Source organism: Streptomyces sp. WMMC940 (genome assembly GCF_027460265.1).
Taxonomy (GTDB): Bacteria; Actinomycetota; Actinomycetes; order Streptomycetales; family Streptomycetaceae; genus Streptomyces.
Window position 1 is genome coordinate 2,586,766 of sequence record NZ_JAPZBC010000001.1, and the last position, 17,819, is coordinate 2,604,584.

The 17,819-nt window shown below is 68.3% G+C and carries 19 protein-coding genes; 3 read left to right on the forward strand and 16 right to left on the reverse strand.

The genetic code is table 11. The annotated features are described in order from the left end of the window. Positions 1-62 precede the first annotated feature (62 nt). The 4 genes from O7595_RS11205 to O7595_RS11220 are packed head-to-tail and all read right to left on the reverse strand — an operon-like array spanning position 63 to position 4,139. A complete protein-coding gene (locus O7595_RS11205; protein WP_332328149.1) occupies positions 63-1,598 on the reverse strand; it encodes an SCO6880 family protein in 1,536 nt (511 codons plus the stop codon). Next, positions 1,549-2,949 carry a hypothetical protein gene (locus O7595_RS11210; protein WP_269728571.1) on the reverse strand — a complete coding sequence of 467 codons (1,401 nt, stop codon included), beginning with the start codon at positions 2,947-2,949 and terminating at the stop codon, positions 1,549-1,551. Before O7595_RS11210 ends, O7595_RS11205 begins: the two co-directional genes overlap by 50 nt. Before the next feature lie 6 nt (positions 2,950-2,955). Continuing rightward, on the reverse strand, positions 2,956-3,753 hold the full coding sequence (locus tag O7595_RS11215) for a hypothetical protein (protein ID WP_269728572.1): 798 nt from the start codon (positions 3,751-3,753) through the stop codon (positions 2,956-2,958). A 35-nt stretch (positions 3,754-3,788) separates the two neighbouring features. Beyond that, positions 3,789-4,139, reverse strand: a complete 351-nt coding sequence (locus tag O7595_RS11220) for a hypothetical protein (protein ID WP_269728573.1) — start codon at positions 4,137-4,139, stop codon at positions 3,789-3,791. Positions 4,140-4,456: 317 nt separating this feature from the next. Here O7595_RS11220 and O7595_RS11225 point away from each other — a divergent pair, with 317 nt between their 5' ends. From O7595_RS11225 to O7595_RS11235, 3 genes are all read left to right on the forward strand, one after another. Next, entirely contained in the window at positions 4,457-5,446 is a 990-nt protein-coding gene (locus O7595_RS11225; RefSeq protein ID WP_269728574.1) for a peptidoglycan DD-metalloendopeptidase family protein, read from the forward strand. A 104-nt stretch (positions 5,447-5,550) separates the two neighbouring features. Further along, entirely contained in the window at positions 5,551-6,051 is a 501-nt protein-coding gene (locus tag O7595_RS11230; protein ID WP_269728575.1) for a hypothetical protein, read from the forward strand. Between the two features lie 10 nt (positions 6,052-6,061). Continuing rightward, positions 6,062-6,868 carry a hypothetical protein gene (locus O7595_RS11235; protein ID WP_269728576.1) on the forward strand — a complete coding sequence of 269 codons (807 nt, stop codon included), beginning with the start codon at positions 6,062-6,064 and terminating at the stop codon, positions 6,866-6,868. A gap of 54 nt (positions 6,869-6,922) precedes the next feature. On the opposite strand, the gene O7595_RS11240 is transcribed toward O7595_RS11235, so the two are convergent. From O7595_RS11240 to O7595_RS11295, 12 genes are all read right to left on the reverse strand, one after another. Next, positions 6,923-10,066: a LysM peptidoglycan-binding domain-containing protein gene (locus tag O7595_RS11240; protein ID WP_269728577.1), complete on the reverse strand. Its 3,144-nt coding sequence runs from the start codon at positions 10,064-10,066 to the stop codon at positions 6,923-6,925. After that, on the reverse strand, positions 10,063-10,521 hold the full coding sequence (locus O7595_RS11245) for a TadE/TadG family type IV pilus assembly protein (protein WP_269728578.1): 459 nt from the start codon (positions 10,519-10,521) through the stop codon (positions 10,063-10,065). The genes O7595_RS11240 and O7595_RS11245 overlap by 4 nt, the downstream gene beginning before the upstream one ends. After that, positions 10,521-10,952 carry a TadE family protein gene (locus O7595_RS11250; RefSeq protein ID WP_269728579.1) on the reverse strand — a complete coding sequence of 144 codons (432 nt, stop codon included), beginning with the start codon at positions 10,950-10,952 and terminating at the stop codon, positions 10,521-10,523. The genes O7595_RS11245 and O7595_RS11250 overlap by 1 nt, the downstream gene beginning before the upstream one ends. Next, positions 10,949-11,383, reverse strand: a complete 435-nt coding sequence (locus tag O7595_RS11255; protein WP_269728580.1) for a TadE family protein — start codon at positions 11,381-11,383, stop codon at positions 10,949-10,951. The genes O7595_RS11250 and O7595_RS11255 overlap by 4 nt, the downstream gene beginning before the upstream one ends. Then, positions 11,380-11,595, reverse strand: a complete 216-nt coding sequence (locus tag O7595_RS11260; protein ID WP_269728581.1) for a hypothetical protein — start codon at positions 11,593-11,595, stop codon at positions 11,380-11,382. The genes O7595_RS11255 and O7595_RS11260 overlap by 4 nt, the downstream gene beginning before the upstream one ends. Positions 11,596-11,637: 42 nt before the next feature. After that, a complete protein-coding gene (locus tag O7595_RS11265) occupies positions 11,638-12,528 on the reverse strand; it encodes a type II secretion system F family protein (RefSeq protein ID WP_269728582.1) in 891 nt (296 codons plus the stop codon). Continuing rightward, positions 12,525-13,433, reverse strand: coding sequence for a type II secretion system F family protein (locus tag O7595_RS11270; RefSeq protein ID WP_269728583.1), 909 nt, complete (start codon positions 13,431-13,433; stop codon positions 12,525-12,527). Before O7595_RS11270 ends, O7595_RS11265 begins: the two co-directional genes overlap by 4 nt. Continuing rightward, positions 13,430-14,941 carry a CpaF family protein gene (locus tag O7595_RS11275; protein ID WP_269728584.1) on the reverse strand — a complete coding sequence of 504 codons (1,512 nt, stop codon included), beginning with the start codon at positions 14,939-14,941 and terminating at the stop codon, positions 13,430-13,432. Before O7595_RS11275 ends, O7595_RS11270 begins: the two co-directional genes overlap by 4 nt. Further along, complete coding sequence (locus tag O7595_RS11280; RefSeq protein ID WP_332328150.1) at positions 14,931-15,701, reverse strand: hypothetical protein; 771 nt, start codon at positions 15,699-15,701, stop codon at positions 14,931-14,933. The genes O7595_RS11275 and O7595_RS11280 overlap by 11 nt, the downstream gene beginning before the upstream one ends. A gap of 41 nt (positions 15,702-15,742) precedes the next feature. After that, complete coding sequence (locus O7595_RS11285) at positions 15,743-16,432, reverse strand: SAF domain-containing protein (protein WP_269728586.1); 690 nt, start codon at positions 16,430-16,432, stop codon at positions 15,743-15,745. Between the two features lie 42 nt (positions 16,433-16,474). Continuing rightward, the gene (locus O7595_RS11290) at positions 16,475-17,245 is read right to left on the reverse strand and encodes an ATP/GTP-binding protein (RefSeq protein ID WP_269728587.1); all 771 of its coding nucleotides are present in this window, start codon (positions 17,243-17,245) and stop codon (positions 16,475-16,477) included. 131 nt (positions 17,246-17,376) lie between these two features. Beyond that, entirely contained in the window at positions 17,377-17,778 is a 402-nt protein-coding gene (locus O7595_RS11295) for a hypothetical protein (RefSeq protein ID WP_269728588.1), read from the reverse strand. Positions 17,779-17,819 lie beyond the last annotated feature (41 nt).

Below are 17,819 nucleotides of genomic sequence, written 5' to 3' on the forward strand. Positions count from 1 at the left end.
GCCACGCCAACCCGGGCGACGCGGTCCGGAAGTCTTCTTCCCAGTCATTGGCGGCCCCCTCCTCACATGGCGTCGCGTACCGCTTGCGGCACGCGCAGATGGTGAGGCAGCACGATTCCCAACGGCAGACCGGCGGCGAAGGCCGAGGCCTGGGAGCCGTACACACGGCGCAGCGCCACTCGGGCAGGAGCGGAGATGTTGCTGATCGCCGCTGCCGCACGCTCGAGTTCGTCCCGTTGGGTCACGGTCGCTGTGACGAGCATCCCGAAGCGGATGACGCCTGCTCCGGTTGCCTCTTCCCGCGCCGCCTGCTCTGCGGCACGCACGGCCACGGAGTCCCTCGCGTTCTCCACCTTGGCCTGCTGAGCCTTGAACAGCGCATCTTTGCGGTCTCGTTCGACGACGCGAGCGGCGGAGGCGGGATCGTGGGGACGGTAGAGCATGGTGACCCGCTTGCGGCTGATGTCAGGGTGCGGCAGCAGCAGGGAAGTCAGCACGGAGGAGAACACCTCTCCCCTGGGAGCCTCGCTCATAGACCATGTGATGGAGAATGCACCATCGTGTCGGTAGTGGTCCCACGACTCCTCCGCAGCGATGGGACCGGCCTCGTCCCATGTGATCCCAGAGCCGCCCGAGCTCCGGGCTTCTTCCACCAGAACGGCGACAGACGGGTCGTAGGCCACGCGCACCGCCTCGGCGAGACCGGAGGCGGTCATCGGTGTGGCCGGGCCGGCGCCGGTCATGGACAGGTTGGAGGACAGGCCGGGCAGGCGTAGACCGATCTCCGCAGCCATGCCCTCGGCATCACGGCGCTTCTGCCCCGGCGCAGCCGCGCCCGAGTAGGTGAGCGCGACACGTGTAGTAAGCGTGGCGGAGCCGGCCGGATAGGTCTGGACGACCTCGCGCAGCACTGTCTGAGCGAGGTCGGGCGCCTGGGGGTCGATATTGCCGCTGACCTCACGCTCCAAGCGGATACCGGGGTCGGGGGCAGACTCGATCGTCACCGAACACCCCACCAGGTTCGGCTCGTAGGCCAGGGCCGCTAGCCATTGGCCCCAGTAGGCCACCCAGGTGTCAACCTGCTCGGTGTCAACGAGCGAGGCGCCGTCAGCGTCGCACTGCAGTACGGCGGTGTGGTGATTCACGGAGGGTATGGAAAGCAGGGCGAAGGGGCGGCCATGTGCATCGACAGCCTCGGTGAGCGTGGACTGGGCCGCGAGACCTGGAAGCTGGCATGTGCCGTATTCGGTCCGGCCGAGCGGTCCCGACCGGTACACGTTCTTGCCGGTCTTGCGACCGTTACGGAAGGCGACACGGGCCGTGAAGCGCTGCAGCCCGTTGCGGCCGTGCGCATCCCTCAGCAACAGCGGCACGAGGGAGAGGCCTACGGCAACGGCGAAGCCCAAGGCGAGCCAGGTCGAGATGAGCATGGAGATGACGACGAGCACCATGCCGCCGAGCAAAACCATCGTCCCGGCCATACCGAGTCCGTGGATACCGGGCGAGGTGGGCTTTCGCCAGTTGCCGTACGTACGCGGCCCGCTGATCTCACTTGCTGCCACTTGGTCCCTCGCCGTCCGCCGTGTTGCCCACGGCATTTTCCGCTGCTTTCTTGGCCCCCTTGGCCGCGGTCACACCAGCCGCGACGGCAATTCCGACCGGGCCGCCCGCCGCCGCAGCACCACCAGCCGCAGCGCCCCCCGCTGCAGCACCCGAACCACCCGCCGCCGCACCACCCGCTCCGGCACCCGAACCACCCGCCGCCGCACCACCCGCTCCGGCACCCGAACCACCCGCAGGGGCACTGCTCCCGGTGGAGGAAGTCCGGCCGGCACCGCCAGCCGGGCTGCCGCCCTGCCCAGACGAAGGGCTGGGTGAGTTGCCACCGCCGGGGCGATTGCCGCCGCCCGATGACGGCTGGGGGCCGGGGCGGGCGCCGGAGGGCGCGGACGAGCCACCGGAGGAAGGCGCTCCAGATCCTCCGGACTGCTGACTGACCATGGAGGCGACCTTCTTGGCACCCATCGCCAATGCTCCACCCGTGGCGGCCGCACCCGCTCCCGAACCGCCGGAGCCCACGGCCTGGACCAGCGGGGTGGCGAAACGCATGAGCGCCGGCAGGGCGAACACCGAGAGGATCATCAGCATGATGCCGCAGACCGAGGTGAGGAAGGTCTTGCTGTCCGCGTTGCCGTCGCCGATGGCCGCCGTCATGCGGAAGGCCATCGCGTAGATGATCGCGGCAGCGGGTTTGTACAGAAGGAACGCCAGCAGCCAGGCGAGCGATTTGCGGAACCAGGCCTGGCCAGCCGCTGTCATGGTGGACGCCGCGCTGAGCGGGAGCATCCCGCAGAGGATGAACAGCATGATCGTGCGCACCATCATCAGGGCAACTTGGGCGATGCAGGAGATGGTGGCCAGCAGGGTGAGGACGAGCGCGAGCACCGGCCCGATACCTCCCACCAGGCTGCTCAGGGCGAGCCAGTCGGCGATGGCATCACCGAACTCCTTGCCGCTGTAGGACTCCTCGATGATCCATTCGGAGAACTGGTCGGAGGCCTCGAGCAGCAGGCTGATGACACTCAGGCCCATGCCCGTGACCACCGTCAGAGTGAGCATGCCCTTAATCGCCTCGACGGCTGATTCGCCTCGTCTGGTGAAGGCCATCTTGCCGGCCGCGATGAGTAGCCCCAGCACGGCCACCCATGTGGTGATCCAACCGGTGTGCAGCCAGATCCAGGCGACTGGGGAGGTCTTCGGATTGTCACCGCCGCCTGCCGCGAGATCAGGTGTGGGAATCTCCACCCACCACGTCATCACGGTCCCGACGATCTTTCCGAGTCCCTCGATGGCGCCTTCTACGATGACCACGAAGACGTCGGCACCGGTCTCGGCAACCGCGTCCGTGGCGCAGTCGCCCCAGTTGAGCGGATTCCAGCAGGAGCCCACGTCCGATCACCCGGCCGGAAACAGTGTGTAGCCGTTGGTGTTGAACCGCTTCGACACAGACGCGGACTGACCCTCGACAGACATCTGCTGCTTCCAGTCGCCTTCGTGCCACCTGGCAGTCAGCACCATGGTGAGCACTGTTCCACCGGGGTTCTTGAACGCGAGGTCGATGACAGCGGTGTCGGGCGTGTAGGAGATCAGCTTGTAGCCGGCCAGGCTGGGGCTCGACGACGGGAAGTCCGAGGCCTGGTCACTGCGGCTCGCCGCGACACCCTGTTCGAAGACTTCCTGTGTCTCGTCCGGGTACACCTGCTGAGCCACAACGCTCCGCCAGTCGGGTCCGTTGGAGGAGCGGACGGAGATGTTCGCCAGAGCGAGGAGGGCTCCGCGGGGCGTGTGAGCGTAGCAACGGGCCACTCCCCCCTTCACGATTGCAGGACCGGCGTCCCTGGACGCAGGGAGGTTGACCGGACCGAACCTCTTCCATGTGAGCCCGATCGAGGCCAGGTCGGTGACGCTGGTGGTGTCGGCCGTCGTGTCCTTCAGCGCCGGACAGGACTGCTGCGTACCGTCGCCCCCGGGGGGAGAGGCGGAGTTCCCTGCTGGCGGCGCTGCGCCTTTGGCGCTGCTGGTAGCAGCTGGCGCGCTCTTGTCCGCGGGATCGCCTCCGCCACCGGTGAGAATCAGGACGGGTACCAGTGCGATGATGACTGCAATGACCCCGGCTGAGGCAATGAAACCGGGCCTGGTGTACGGGTTCTGCAGCTCCTCCTCGGATGCCGCAGGCTGCCTGTCAGCGCTCATGCTCGTCCCCCAGGTGCTTGTTGCGGCCGGATCTGCTATTCGCCCCCGACCAAAGTGCCCACGAGTCCGGAAGCGATACCGACCAGGACGCAAGCACCGAGGACGTAGGCAAGGCCAGTGGCGTGTTCACCGCCCTGCCCGCGCTGGTGGGACAGGGCCATGCGGCCGGCCACGACGAGAACGCCCGTGACGCAGAGGGCAAGGACCACCCACGCGACCCACTGAACGACGGTCTTGAGCTTTCCGGCACCCGGCGGCTCGACACCCTGGCCCGGGTTGACGACGTCGGCCAGGTAGCGGACCTGGCTTGGGTCAGCGGCATCAGCGAGGTAGTGGCCTGCGTGGTGCGCGGAGTCCCCTGCAACAAGGACCAGCTCGTACATCATCGGATTCCCCCGTCACGCCGCGCTCCCCGCGACCCGGCTCGTGGTCAATTCGTTCTAACCAGCGACGATCATAAGGGCTTTCGAACATGCGCGTGCCAAGTTTCCGATGCACCAAGCAAGTTGTGATGTCCAGGAGGCACCAGATGCACCCGCGCAGCGTGTGGCGCGGAACATGTGCATCGTACGCGTGTGCCAACTAGTGTGCTGTATCGATCACATGGCCATGTCACGGGGGACGAAGGCATCGGATGCAGGGGGCGGCGAAAGTCGGCATAGGGTGCGGAGGCGGGTGCCTTGGCGCCTTCCTCGGAGCTCTCGTGCTACTTGGGGGACTGCTGGGCGGCGGCGGTGAACCGGCTCAGGCCAGCGAACTCAAAGAAGGTGCCGTCCCGGCGGCCTACCGCGCGTGGGTACTCAAAGCCGGATCGATGTGCGAGGAGATCACTGCGCCTGTGATCGCCGCCCAGATCCAGCAGGAGTCCGGCTGGGATCCCGATGCCCAGTCCTACCAGTACGTGAAGGACCCCGAGACCGGACGGACGATCAAAGTGCCTCTCGCTCAGGGAATCTCCCAGTTCATCCCAGGCACGTGGAAGACGTGGGGCAGGGACGACGACAAGAACGGACGGATCAGCCCCTTCGACCCGGGGGACGCGATCATGGCGCAGGGGCGCTTCGACTGTGCGCTGGCACGGCAGATGAAAGGCTACGTCGAGGACGGGGTGGCATCCGGCGACGTCCTGGATCTCACCCTGGCCGGTTACAACGCGGGGCCCTACGCAGTGAAGCAGTACGGCGGCATCCCGCCTTACACCGAAACCCGCAACTACGTAAGGTCGATCAAAGCGCTCATGGCCAAGTACACCGAGGATCTCGAGGAGGGCGGGGGCGGCACCGTTCCCGCAGGCCAGAAGCTCGCTGCTCCCCTGAAGGGCAGGCCGGTCATATCGTCGCCATACGGGGTGAATCGACCGGGCAGCGCCTACGGCTATCACACCGGCATCGACTTCGCGGTGGCCTCCGGCACGCCCGTGTATGCGGCTGGCGCAGGGACGGTGACGTTTTCGGGGTGGAACAGCGCCTACGGGAACCGTGTCGTCGTCAAACACAAAAGTCGGGACGGCAGGACCGTGGAGACGACGTACAACCACCTGAGCGCCCGGAGCGTGGCCAAGGGAGCGACCGTTCAGGTGGGAATGCTCGTCGGCCACTCGGGGAACACGGGCAATTCCACCGGCCCCCACCTCCACTTCGAGCTGTTGACCGGAGGGCAGTTCACCAACCCCGCACCTTGGATCGGGCTGTGACGGCGCCTCGTCTGCGTGCGCCCGCCACGGCCGTCGGACTCGCCGCAATAGTGGTGGCGTGTGGCACCGGCGGCGCGTCCACGCCTTCCGCGGTGGACAGCCCGGTGGCATCCGCCAAGGCTCCCGCGCCGACTTCCCGCCCCACCGACTCGGGGGCACGTCTTCCTCAGGCCAAGAGGATCGACGAGAGTGACGCGAGCGCGGTCGCCCTTGAGTGGGCTCGGCTCGCGTATGGGTACGACACGGCGTACGACGTCCATCCGCATGCCGGGATCCTGCGCACGGCCCGCTACCTCACTGCCGAGCGGCGCGAGGCCGAACGTGCGTACCAGCCGGCTTCTGCCCCTGGTGCGCGGTGGAGCACATGGTCATCCCATAGCGCTTGGATTTCCTCCGCCGTCGAGCTCGCGGATCTCGACGAGGCACCTCGTGCCGACACACCCATCACTGCGTACCGCGCAGTCGTCGTACAGGGCACCGCGCACGGCCGTGACGGCTGGACCGGGCCGGGTCCCCAGCTGCACGCGTACCTCACGCTGGCCCGGGACAGCGGATCGGCGCCGTGGCGCATCTCGGAGATCACCACCAACGAGGCCACCGACTGAAGGAGGTCCCATGGCCGCACCCGATGAACAGCAGATTCCAGGCTGGCCGCTGCTCGACATACGTCTCACTCCGGACGGTGGTGCCGCCGTGGACGGAACGGCCGTTGCAGTCTCTCCGGGCACCGATGCACGCACCGCCGCCCTCTTGCATGCTGCCGAGACCGCCGCACGGGTGGGACGGCCCGTACGGGCTCGGCTGACCGAACAAGACGGAGCGGAGGGGTTGATCGCCGTCCATTCCGACGCTGGCAGCACGGTGCTGGAGGATCCGACCACGACAGCACGAAAGGGGCGCAAGCGCCGCACGAAGCCCCCTGCCCAGCAGACCGCAGTTCCGGAGGCTCAGCAGCGAGTAGCGCCGCAGGCCGTTCCACCGTCCCTGCAGCGGCCGTCGGCACCGCCTTCGAAGACGCCGACCCCCGTACGGCCCGAAGACACGGCGCAGGAGCGGTTGAGGGCAGCAGTCGAGCGCCAGGACTGGGCCGAGGCACTCGCCCTGTGCGAGCAGGGGCTACGGGAAGCACCCGGAGAGGAGGTCGACCGGCTTCGCGGGGTACAGGCCGGGCTCACCGCGCGCTCCGGCGACACCGAGACGGCATACCTCCTCTTCAAGGCCCTGGCACAGGACCGTGCCGACCGGCATGGGCCGGACGACTCCCAGGCCGTCGTGGCCGCAGAAGCCGCACAGCAACAGTGGGCGGTGCTTCCAGCCGGTGACGCGGCCGATCTGTTGGAGCTGCGTTCGCGTGTCCCGGGCCCTGGTGGCGAGGGTTTGACGCGTGCGCGCAAGCTCGTGGTACGCAGTCGGCTTCGCTGACAGGCCTCCGCCTGTGGTGACTCTTCCGCCTCATCCCCCGATCGCCCCGCGCCCTCAGGGCAGCGCCGGACGGCGGGCCAGATCGGCGAGGAGCTCGGACGTCTCGGGCTGTGTGTCGGTGCCGAGGGACTCGGTGACGAAGTCGACCTGGGCGGCGTACGCCTCTACGGCTTCCCGGTCTCCCATGGCGGTCGCGGCCTTGATGGCCAGACGGTGGAGTTCTTCAGCGGCGGGGTCGACTCTCAGACCGCGGTCGGCGGCAGCGCGGGCACCGGACGCATCGCCTTCAGTGAGACGGAGTTCGGCCAGGCGGGCGGCGATGTCGACGATGGTGATCGTCATTTCCTGGCGAACGGGATCGGCCCAGGCATAGCGGCGTGGTGGTGTGCCGTCCAGCGGGCGGTCCTCGACCAGGTCCAGGGCTCCGGCCAGGTCACCGCTACGGACAAGGAGCTGGAACCGGTGCCAGTCAGTGCCGATCTCGCCGCCCAGGATGTAGCCGTCGCCAGCACTAATCTCCGCCCCCAGCCAACGGCGCAAGGCGGAGAGCTGGGCAGTGCGGTACGTCGCCGAGACCCCGCTGGGCCACAGGGCTTCGGTGAGAGCCTCGATGGACTTCCCCGGATGGAGCGCGATCCACGCGGCTATCTCGGTCAGCCGTACTGCGGCGGCTGAGGCGATCTCCTGCGCGGTGCCGGTGATCCTCGGCGTGCCGAGCAGGCGCACCCAGGTCGCCGGCTGCCGGGAGAGTTCCGCTTCTTCGTCTGCGGACAGGGGCATCGGCGCTGCGGCCTGGGCGCGGGGCGGCTCGGCCGTGATGCCGAAGAGGCCGAGCAGCGCGGTGTAGTCGGCGTCGGTGATGTGCTGGGGAACGAGCTGGACGTCGGTTCCGGCGAGGGTGATCGTGCCGCCGGACAGACCGGGAAGGCGTACGGCCCCGGGAACGTCCACGTCTCCGGCCGCGCCCACGAGAGCGGCGCATGCAGGAGCCTCGAGGAGGCCACGTGCGGCGTCCGCCATGTCGGCCGTGAGGTCATCCGCGCACAGCACGATGCGGGGAGTCCACGCGTCGGCGCCGAAGGGCCGCGTGCGGGCAGTGCGTACGGAGTCGACGCCTGCGTCGGCGAGCGCGGTGCGCACCGTGCGGGCCCAGTCCTCCACTTCTCCGATGGCAGCGCGATGATCGGCGGCCGGGGCCAGACGGCCGAAGCCTTCCTCGATGGCGGTGATACCCGAATCGAGGCCGACCAGGAGTACGCCGAGGTCGTCGCTCCACGGGGCGGTGGCGAGTTCGGCGGCGAGTGCCCGTGCGACCGGTAGGACAGCGCTGCTCTCGGAGGGCAGGAGCAGTACGCCGAGCGCCTCGAGATCCGCCAGGACGAGGGAGCCGTCGGCGTCGCGGCCGAGTGTGGCGAGCGCGGGATACGGAGCGCAGACTTCGCGGCACGCGTCCGCGTCGAGGAGGCCGTCGGTGTCGGCAGGGAGGATCCAGCGGGTGGGCAGGTCAGGAGCGGTGAACGGACCGATGGGTTCGGCCGGTGAGTCCAGCCACAACTCAAGCCCGGTGGGAGTCAGGCGCACCGCCACCAGTTCCGGCAGCGGGCGTCTCGCGGAGGCGAGGTGGTGGGCCAGGGTCCGCAGGGCTCGGTCGACCAGCGTGACGCCTTCGGGGTTTTCCGTGGCGCGCAGGCGGCGTTCGAGGTCCGCCAGATCCGGTGGCGGGTCCATCTGGGAGGGCGCGGAGGCGGCGTCTTCCGTTACCGGGCTTCCCGGCACGGCGATGGGAGCGGTCGGCAGAGCGATGGACTCGCCGGCTCTCCGGGCGCGTCGCTGAAGGGTCCGTTTGAGCGCTAGTACGGAAACGAGCCCAGTGGCGAGGAGTCCGCCCCAGGTCGCGAGGGCGGCCACGTCAAGGGCCTGGTCCTCCACGGAGGCCGGTGCGGCTTTGTCCTGTGGCGTGGCGGGAGACGGGCTGGAGGAGGCGGAGGGTGCACCTGATGGCGTCGGTGATCCAGTGGAGTCTCCGGGTGTCGCGGAAGCCTGCGCCCCGGCGCCCTCGGCCGGACGGGCTGCGGGCGACGACGAGGCGTTGGAACTCGGCTTGGACGACGGCGTCGCCGTTCCCGACGGTGTGGCCGATGGTTCAGCCTCTCGCGACGCTCCTGCGCCCGGTTGCTCTGCCGTCTGAGAGGGGGACGCCGAAGCCGGTCTCTCGGGAGTGGAGGCGTCCGGCTTCTTCGTGCCAGGCTTCTCGGTACCCGGCCCCGCTGGCTGGCCCTCTCCACCATGTTCGGGCAGGTCGACCTTCCAGCCGGGAAGGATCACGTCCGGGTCGGTGAGCCGGCGCCCGTCCCCGTCCATCGCATGGCCTTCGTTGGCCTCGACGATCTCGGGGTAGCGGGTCGGATCACCCAGCGCGGACTCGGCGATGCCCCAGAGGGTGTCCCCAGGATGAACGGTGACATTCTCCACCTGGTTCTGTGCCGCCGCCTTGCCGGGCAGATACAGCACCCATCCGGGCTGGATGGGGTCGGCGGCGCGGAAAGTGCGGCCGTCGGACATGGTGCGGCCGTCGTTGAGGTCGGCTATTTCCGTCCAGCGCTCTCCGTCGCCGAGTTGCTGTTCCGCGATGCTCCAGAGGCTGTCCGCGGGACGTGTGTCTCGCACCGTGTAGGTCCGATGGGAGGTCTCGAAGCGCTGGGATGAGCTGCTGGTCGTCGTTGTGACGTCCTGTTGGCCGGGTGTCACGGTGGCCGTGGCCACAGGCGGGTGGGACGACGTGGTCGACGTGTGCGGGGGCTCGGCGGCGAACGCGCCGCCGGCGGTGGGGAGCAGCACCAGAACTCCGCCGACCAGGCTCGAGGCGATGCGCTGGTTCCAGCGCAGTCCGCGCAGCCGAGGTGCTGTCCGACCACGTAGCTGTGCGGGGATTTCCAGCAGCACGGAGAGTGCGAAGCTCGCCCATCCGGCCCAGCCGACCGCGACGAGGACGAGCAACGCCACGGCACCGGTGTCCTGCCGGGTGAAGAGGTCGGTGATCGATCCGATGCTGTCCAGACCGACGGGAAACAGGGCCTGACCGGCGACATAGAGAACTGCCGGCACTCCGACGAGGAGCGCGGTCAGACCGACAAGGCTCAGCAGGAAGCGGAGGGAGTCGGCAAGGAGGGACCTGGGGCGAGCGAAGCGGGCGTTCATCGGTTCTCCGGGGCGTCGACGCCGTGCAGGAGGGTGGCGCTGCCATGTCCGGTGACGGGCATACCCGACACACCGATGACGGGCAGGAATCGGGTGCGGTATTCACCGGTCACGGTGACGGAGAGGGTCTTGCCGCCGTCTGAGACGGCGACAGTGCCATTGGCTCCGGCCTGGCGCAAGTAGTCGAGAGCGGCCGCACTGGCCGCTGCCGGGTCGACGGCGATCCTGTCGGCGGTGATGGCGTCACCGGCGTCCAGTTGCTGGCCACCGGCGCGGGCGGCCTCCTGGGCGAGGGCGTCGGCGCGTTCGGTGGCACGCATCTTGCCTCCGCCGTCGACGGCGATACCGATCATGACGAGTAGACCGACGAGGACGATGGCCACGTAAATGGAGACACTGCCGCGGTCTCCTCCCGTGCCCGTCCTTGAACGGAGAACACCGCCAGAGTGAATCATCAGCGCTCCACGTACTGGTCGACCGTGCTGGTGAAGCTGGATGTCATGGTGCGCGTGCCGGGGACGCCGGGGAGGGCCAGGTCGGAGAGTTCCACCCGGCAGGTGACGGTGGCGGTCACGGTTCCGGCTTCGCCAACGTCGGTTCCGAGGCCGCTCGTGTCCAGCGCGATGTCGACGGAGGCACAGTGCACTCCCTGTCCGGACAGCGTGGCGCGGGCCGCAGCCAGAGCGCTTTCGCGTGCCTCGCCGGGAGAGCGGGTGATCGACGCCTGTCGCGCCGCGTCCTCCGAGGCCGCGTCGACGACCTGACCCGCCATCACAATGCGTCCGGCCGCAATGGCCAGGAGCAGGAACAACAGCAGGCATGGGGTGACGATGGCGGCCTCGATGGCCGTGGATCCCTCGTCGCTGAGGTTTCGTCGTCCCTTCATGGCTTCACGGTCCAGCGTTCACGCGCGCCGGAGGCGCTCTGCGAGACGGCCATGCCGTCGACACCGGGCAGGAGCGAGGGTGCCCGCCCGGTGACCGTGACGGTGACACGTTCTGCATTGCTTCCGGATGTCGACACCTCTGCGGCGAGCAGGGAATCCCCTGCCACCCTGTCGAGCACGGTGCGGGCACGGGCGCTGCCCGCAGCGTCCGTGGACTGGTAGGCGGTGGCAGCCTGCACGCCTTCGCGGGCAGCGGTGAGTGCGATCTGCTTGGCGTAATACCAGGTACTGGCTTGGACGACCATGAAGCTGAACAGCACGACCACCGGGAGGATGATCGCCATCTCGATGGCGGCATCGCCCCGGTCGTCGTTGAGCCGCGAGCAGCGTCGACGGACTGCGGCCGCGAGCCCGGCGTACTTCAGTCTCACAGGCCGCTGAGCTGCTGGGCGTACTTGTTGTAGAGGGTGACGCCGATGATGGTTGCGATGCCGACGGCCACCCCGATGACCGCGACCCAGATGATGACGGTCGAGATGCTGACGTCACCGCGGTCGTTGTTCCGCCGCACCTCGCGGAACCGCTCACCGAGCGCCTCGAGTACCACCATCATCGGGGCGAGCTCACGAAGCTTGTTCCTCATGCAGGTCTTCCGTTTCTCCAGTTGGGTCTTAGATGTGAGTCGTCAGCCGGTGATGATCCGGATGACGGCTGGAAAGCCGATCAGCAGCATCATCAGGACGGCGAGAAGGGCGCCGGGAGCGGTCATCCGCTCGCTGTCGGCGTTGGCCTCCTCCGCGTCCTTGCTCATCAGCTCTGTGCGCAGGGACTTGGCACGCGCCCGTAGCGTCGCGTAGACGGCGGCACCGTCGTGCGCGGACAGTCGCATGATGTCGGCGACGTCCTCGAGGACGGGAAGTTCCAGCTCCTCGGAGAGCGTCTTGAGCGTGTCCCACGGCGGAACCTTGTCGACGCGGGCCCGCTGCAAGGCGTCCTGAAGCCGGCGAAATGCCCAGCCCCGACCGATCGCGGCCGCGCGCTCAAGCGCTTCGGTCGGTCCCGCGTCACCTGCCCGTTCCAAGGCCACCAGGTCCAGGTAGGCGGCGATCGCGTGTCGGAACTCGTCTCGGGCGCGACGCGCGGTGTCCCGTAGCGCCAGGTCGGGGACATACCAGAGAAATAGGGCGAGTCCTAGACAGACCGCGGTGGGGATGACGAAAGCGAGGGTCAGACCAAGGAGGGACCAGACGGTGAAGAAGAACGCGGGCAAGAGAAACCCGGTCATGGCCAAGGCGGCCTTGGTGAGAATGAACTTCGCCGGGGGCTGGCCGACGAGGGCGAGGTCGGTACGCGGGATCCGCACACCCGGCAGACGCGTCAGCCGGGGCAGCAGCCAGCTCCCCCAACGCTCGTCCTGGGACAGGACGAGTTGGTCGCCGGGAAGAGGGCCGGTCTGATTGAGCTTCTCCAGCGTTCCCGCGAGGTCGGGCTGAGGGCGTACCAGGGTGCGTACGAGAAGGGCGAGTCCGCCACCGATGGTGGCACCGCTGAGGATCGCGACGGTGGGGATGCTCATCCGGTGGCCTCCTTCGCCACGGGGACTCGGCTGCGTCGGTCTGGTTCGAGGAAGCGAGGAGTGGGGCGGTAGGAGGCGAGGGAACGCATCCAGCCCAGCGTCCCGCCAAAGCCGAGTAGCAGCAGGGTCAGGACGAGTTGGCCGAGCACGGTCCCGTAGGGCGCGACGTACTCGGTGCTGAATGCCCCGAAACCGACGACGCCCAGTGTCATGAAGGTCATCCATCGGACGGTGGTGCGCGGCTTGGCGCGGTCGGCTTCGATCTGCCGGCGCTGCCGGACCTCATCGCGCACCGAGTCGGCGAGATCGGTGAGCGCTGCCGCGAGTCCAGGCCCCCGGTCCGCGCTGCGCAGGATGAGCGCGGCGGCAACCTTGTCTGCGGTGGCGTCACCGAGGGAGTTCGCGAAGGCGCGCAGTGCGTCCTCTGGACGCCAGCCGGACAGCAGGCGGGCCGACAGTTCGCCGACCTCGGCGGACAGAACAGCGGGCGCGGTCTTACGGCTGGTGATGATGGCCTGTTCCAGACCGGTCCCGAGCATCAGGACGTCGGACAGGCGTCGGGTCCACTCGGCGAGGGCGTCGAGTTGCTCGATGCGGGCATTGGCCGCCTTGGCCGGGGATATCAGCCAGGGCAGGCCGATGGCGACGGCTAGGAGCAGCAGGCCGAGGACGAACCATCCGGTCACGATCCACACGGCGAGGCCCACGGCCGCGGCTCCCGCGGCCCTGGCGCGGGCCTGGGCCCGCCTTCGCACTTCCGCTTGGCTGCTGGCCATGGCCGCGCGCCAGCGGGACACGGGCCCGGGTGTCGCGGGTTCGGTCGTACCGACCACCCCGGCGACGAGCACGACGATGCCGCCGACCACGCTGAGGCCTGCGAACAGGCCGATGAGGATCTGGGTCACGTGGCTCTCACCTTCAGCTCCAGCGGTGCCTGCCAGGTGCCGCGCTGCAGGTCGAGCAGATGGGCGGGGAAGCCCACACGCATCAGGTCGGGTAGGCACGCGGGGTGCATCAGGGGTACGGCCCGCGGCTCGTCGTGCTCCGGGTTGGGCCCGAAGACGGTGTTGGTGGCGGGGCGGCCCATCTCGCCGGTGCCGGTGACTTCCAGGACATGGGAGACGAAGCGGTGGCGGCGGCCACCGATGGCGGTCTCGTCGATCATTTTCACGAAGACGATGAAGTTGATGCCGTTGGCCGCCTGTTTGTAGGCGAGCGACTCGGTCATGTTGCCGCCGTACTCCATGTACAGCTCGGCGATCCGGTCGAAGACCATGTGGGGCTCACGGGCGTGCAGCGTGCACAGCGAGCCGCCTTCACCGTTGGTCATGACGCGGAGCATGGGCACGACCTCGGGACCACGGACCTCACCCACGACCATGCGCGAGAGGGTCATGCGCAGCGCCGGGTAGATCAGGTCGCTGACCGTGATCTCGCCGGCATTGTGCCCATCGACGCGCTCGCCGTTGCCCACGCGGGATTCCATGGGGACGATCTGGCGATGATGGCCGTTCTCGTGCATGAACAGCTCGTACTCGGTCTCCATGGTGCCGATCCGCTCATCGGGCGGGATCTCTCGGGCCATGGCACGCAGCAGGCTCGTCTTGCCCACGCCCTGAGTGCCCACGATCATCACGTTCTTCTTGGCACGAATGAGCGCGCCGAGGAACGCTGCGAGCGTGGTGTCGATGGAGCCCAGGTCAACAAGTCCGGGAAGGTCGATGTCCCGGACCCGATGGCGCCGGATGGTGACGTAGGTTCTCGGAGTGACCTCGGTGATCGCCTGGAGGCGTGAGCCGTCCTCGAGGCGGAGGGCCAGGAAGGGGTTGGCGGTGGACAGCGTCCGTTCGCTCTGACCGATGCGGCGTGCGAGGTCACGCAGCAGCTCTTTGAGGTCTTCGTCGGATTCCGCGACGGGCGGGACCCGGACGCGGCGTGCGTCACCGTAGTCGATGCTTACGTCGTCGTGGCCGTTGACGAGGATGTTCTCCACGCGGGGGTCGTCGAGGTACTTCTGCAGACGGCCGGCTCGGAAGAGGAGGTCGTAGATGGCTTCGGCAAGTCGGCGGTCCTCAGATGGGGTGGTGGAGTGGCCACGTTCGATCGCGGCGGTGTCCGACCAGACTGCGACCGCTTCGTTGATGAGGGCGCGGCCACGCTGCGCCTGGGCTTGCGGGCCCATGCCGGGGTTGTCCTTGAGAAGGCCGGCGAGTTTGTCGGCGACGGCCTTCTTCAGGCGAGTGGCGACCGCGTAGTCGACCATGTCGTGCGTGTCGACTGACGGCTCCTGGCGAACGCGTTCCACAGCTGGCTGCGAAGCGGGCTCATGCGCGTGCCAGGGCAGCGGGTCGACGGTCGTGCGGTGTTGGACGGGCTGGACCGTCGGGTCGGGATGCAGCGGCCTACCGTGCATATGCGTGCTCCCCCGGCGTCAGGCGGGCGCGTCGTCCGCGGATGAGCTGAAGGATCTGGTCGGCGCCGGAGCGGCTCGCGCGCAGAAGGTCGGAGCGCTTGAAGGCACGGCCGCCGTCTTTCCCGTCGGACAGGACGGCGGCGGCCTGCGGCGAGTGGGGAAGTCTCATGACTACGGGTGCGCCGAGCTGCTCGGCAACTTCCGAGACGGAGTACGTGCCGTTGTCCACGACGACAATGCCGAGGGAATCAGCGCCTGTACCGGCCTGGTCCAGATCGGTACGCAACGCCCGTACGCGTGGCTGGGCGGCGTGGATGCCGCGCAGCGTGGGACGTACGACCACCAGGACGGCATCCGCCTTGCGGACGAGAGGTGCCGAAGCGCCGAAGGAGCCGGAGCGGCCGAGATCTACGACGACGTCGTGTGAGGGGTCGGTCCTTTCGATCCCGGCGAAGAGCGCAGCCAGCTTCTCCCACGTGTAGACGAGGCTGGAGGCTTGAGCCGGATCGGTGAGTCCGGGCAGGAGCAGCCTGTCAGTGCCCTCGTCGGACAAGTCGATCAGCTGCCGCCAGAAGGCCTCACCGAGCTGCCCCTGGCGGTCCGCGACCGCCAGGTTGCGCAGCCCGTAGGGACCGGGGGTCCGCCCCGCGAGTGCACCAGCCAGGACGGCTCCGCCGTCGGGGTCGCATTCGGCAAGGATGACCCGCCGACCGGCTTCGAGGGGCCACGTCAGCAGGAGGGCGAGTGCCGTGGTGGTCACGCCGGGGGCTCCGGGGCCTCCAGCGAGCGCGATGACGGCCATCAGTCATCAGCCTTCCGGGGCTCGACGACTACGGCGATGTTCCCGGAGGCCGCGCGGGAGGCGAGTGTGGGCCCATCGGTCGCGGCGACAGCGACGTCGAGGGTGAGGCTGCCGCTGCTGTCGGCGGTACCGACCTCGATGACCGTGGCGGGCAGCGTCTGGGGAAGCTTGCTGTCCTGCTGCTTGGACGTCTCCGCCGTGGTGTCTTTGGCGGGGGTGGAGACGACGAGCACCTTCGTTCCGGGCGACAGCTTGCTCGCCGGTAGCTGACCCGGCTTGAGCCTGAGTCCCACCAACTGCTCGTTGTCACCGACGAGGGGCTCGTCGGTGACTGATCCCTCGGCCAGCAGTGCTCCCGCCTTGAGTTCAGTGGCCGCTCGCTGCCCGATGATGCTGTTCTTCTCGGCCGCCTTCACCGGTTTGAGTGCGGGATCGAGGCCGACTGAGACGACGACGAGATCGTTCGCCGTCACGGTGCGGCCGTAGGGCACATCCCGGGCGACCGCCAGGAGCTGTGTCTTCTCGCCGCTGGTGAGCACGGTGAACGCGCCCGCGAGCCCGCCTGCCGCGATGAGTGCGATGGACAGCCCGATCAGGGCCGGCCTGCGTCGCCGTGTGGTGAGTGAACGCGGCGGCGTCGCGGGCGTTGTGGCCATCGGACCGGCGGGCCGGGCCTCGGTGGTGCTCACTAACGGGGGTCCTCTCGAGATGAAGTGCTGCGTCCGCGACCGTCAGTCGACGACCTGGACCTCGCCGATCCGGGCAGCAGTCTGCGATTCACGGGTGACCGTGATGTCTCCCTGCTGGCCCCCACCGGTCCAGTGCACATTCCAGGTGGTGGTCGCTGTCACGGTGAACTTGTCACTGGCCTTCGAGTAGACATGGCCGCAGGTGGGCGACGTCTTCTTGCCGTACGACTTCTCGTACGGGGTACCGGCGTTGTTGCACGTCACGCTGTTGCCGTCACCCATGTTCCAGACGATCTTCGTGGCCTTGGCGGTCGCGGTGACCGTGAGGCCCGGAACCGAGGCGCTGGCGGAGTTCGGCCCCCACGTCTCAGCAGATACGTTGTTCCACATCCACACGGGCATGCCGACCACGCCGGTCTTGCCCTGCTCTGGGGCCATGCCGATGTCCGGGCCGCGCAGAGTGAGCTTCTCCAGCGCCTGCTGTGCGAGCTGCGCCGGGGTCACCTGCGGTCCGTTGGGCGGTGTCTGCAGCCAGATCCACCCCTGGGAGACGATCGCTTCGCCGTTCAGGCAGATCTGCATGTAGATGGCGCCGCCCGGCGGGCGGCCGTCGAAGGCGGGGTCGTCCGCCGGTGGCTGCGGATCGAGAGCCTTGGCGTAGCAGCCGTCACCCATGTACCAGCCGAACGTTTCGCTGTGGCACGGGATCTCCTTGCCATCGTCCAGGCACTTCTTCGACCCGCCGGAACCGCTCCCTCCGCCGTCGCCGCCGCCTCCCCCGCCACCAGGAGTTTCCGGCTTAGTGGCTGACACATCGCAGTCCCCGATCATGGGCCCGCAGTCGACAGGTGGAGGCGGCGTGGGGCCATCCGCGGCCATAGCATGTCCGCCCGCCAGACAGCTGGTGAGAAGCGCCCCTGCAAACACCACCGCTCGTAGTGGCTTCAGCATGACCGGCTCCGGTCTATCTCGTACTCGCTGATCAGCCATCGGTCCCCCACAGTGACGGCCTTGGCTGTCACGGGCTTGCGACGCGGTTCCTTGGAGTCCTTGCGGATGGCCGACTTGCCCGTCGACTTGTACACGGTGTCCGACTTGGTGGTATCGAGGCAGTCGGACAGAACCGCTGCCTTCGGCACGCCCTTCAGATCGATCGCGGTGACCTTGGGAGCGTGCAGGGGCTCGCCGACAACCTTGAGCCCGCGCTCCTGGTACCAGTTCAGACTGACTACGACCCCGGTGGCGGCCTTGTCCCGTGCGTACTTCTGCAACTCGGCGTTGTCGAGCTTGCCGGTGCGGAACGCCCCGTAGGACACCTCGTTCATTCCTCGGTACGCCGCCAGCACCTGTTCCTTGGCCTTGTCCTCAGCCGACTCCGTCGGCGATG

Excerpts from the sequence above, each read along its gene's own strand:
- O7595_RS11205 (WP_332328149.1), bottom strand. The coding sequence starts at position 1,598 with ATGCCGTGGGCAACACGGCGGACGGCGAGGGACCAAGTGGCAGCAAGT.
- O7595_RS11215 (WP_269728572.1), bottom strand. The coding sequence starts at position 3,753 with ATGAGCGCTGACAGGCAGCCTGCGGCATCCGAGGAGGAGCTGCAGAAC.
- O7595_RS11220 (WP_269728573.1), bottom strand. The coding sequence starts at position 4,139 with ATGATGTACGAGCTGGTCCTTGTTGCAGGGGACTCCGCGCACCACGCA.
- O7595_RS11235 (WP_269728576.1), top strand. The coding sequence starts at position 6,062 with ATGGCCGCACCCGATGAACAGCAGATTCCAGGCTGGCCGCTGCTCGAC.
- O7595_RS11240 (WP_269728577.1), bottom strand. The coding sequence starts at position 10,066 with ATGAACGCCCGCTTCGCTCGCCCCAGGTCCCTCCTTGCCGACTCCCTC.
- O7595_RS11245 (WP_269728578.1), bottom strand. The coding sequence starts at position 10,521 with ATGATTCACTCTGGCGGTGTTCTCCGTTCAAGGACGGGCACGGGAGGA.
- O7595_RS11250 (WP_269728579.1), bottom strand. The coding sequence starts at position 10,952 with ATGAAGGGACGACGAAACCTCAGCGACGAGGGATCCACGGCCATCGAG.
- O7595_RS11260 (WP_269728581.1), bottom strand. The coding sequence starts at position 11,595 with ATGAGGAACAAGCTTCGTGAGCTCGCCCCGATGATGGTGGTACTCGAG.
- O7595_RS11265 (WP_269728582.1), bottom strand. The coding sequence starts at position 12,528 with ATGAGCATCCCCACCGTCGCGATCCTCAGCGGTGCCACCATCGGTGGC.
- O7595_RS11275 (WP_269728584.1), bottom strand. The coding sequence starts at position 14,941 with ATGCACGGTAGGCCGCTGCATCCCGACCCGACGGTCCAGCCCGTCCAA.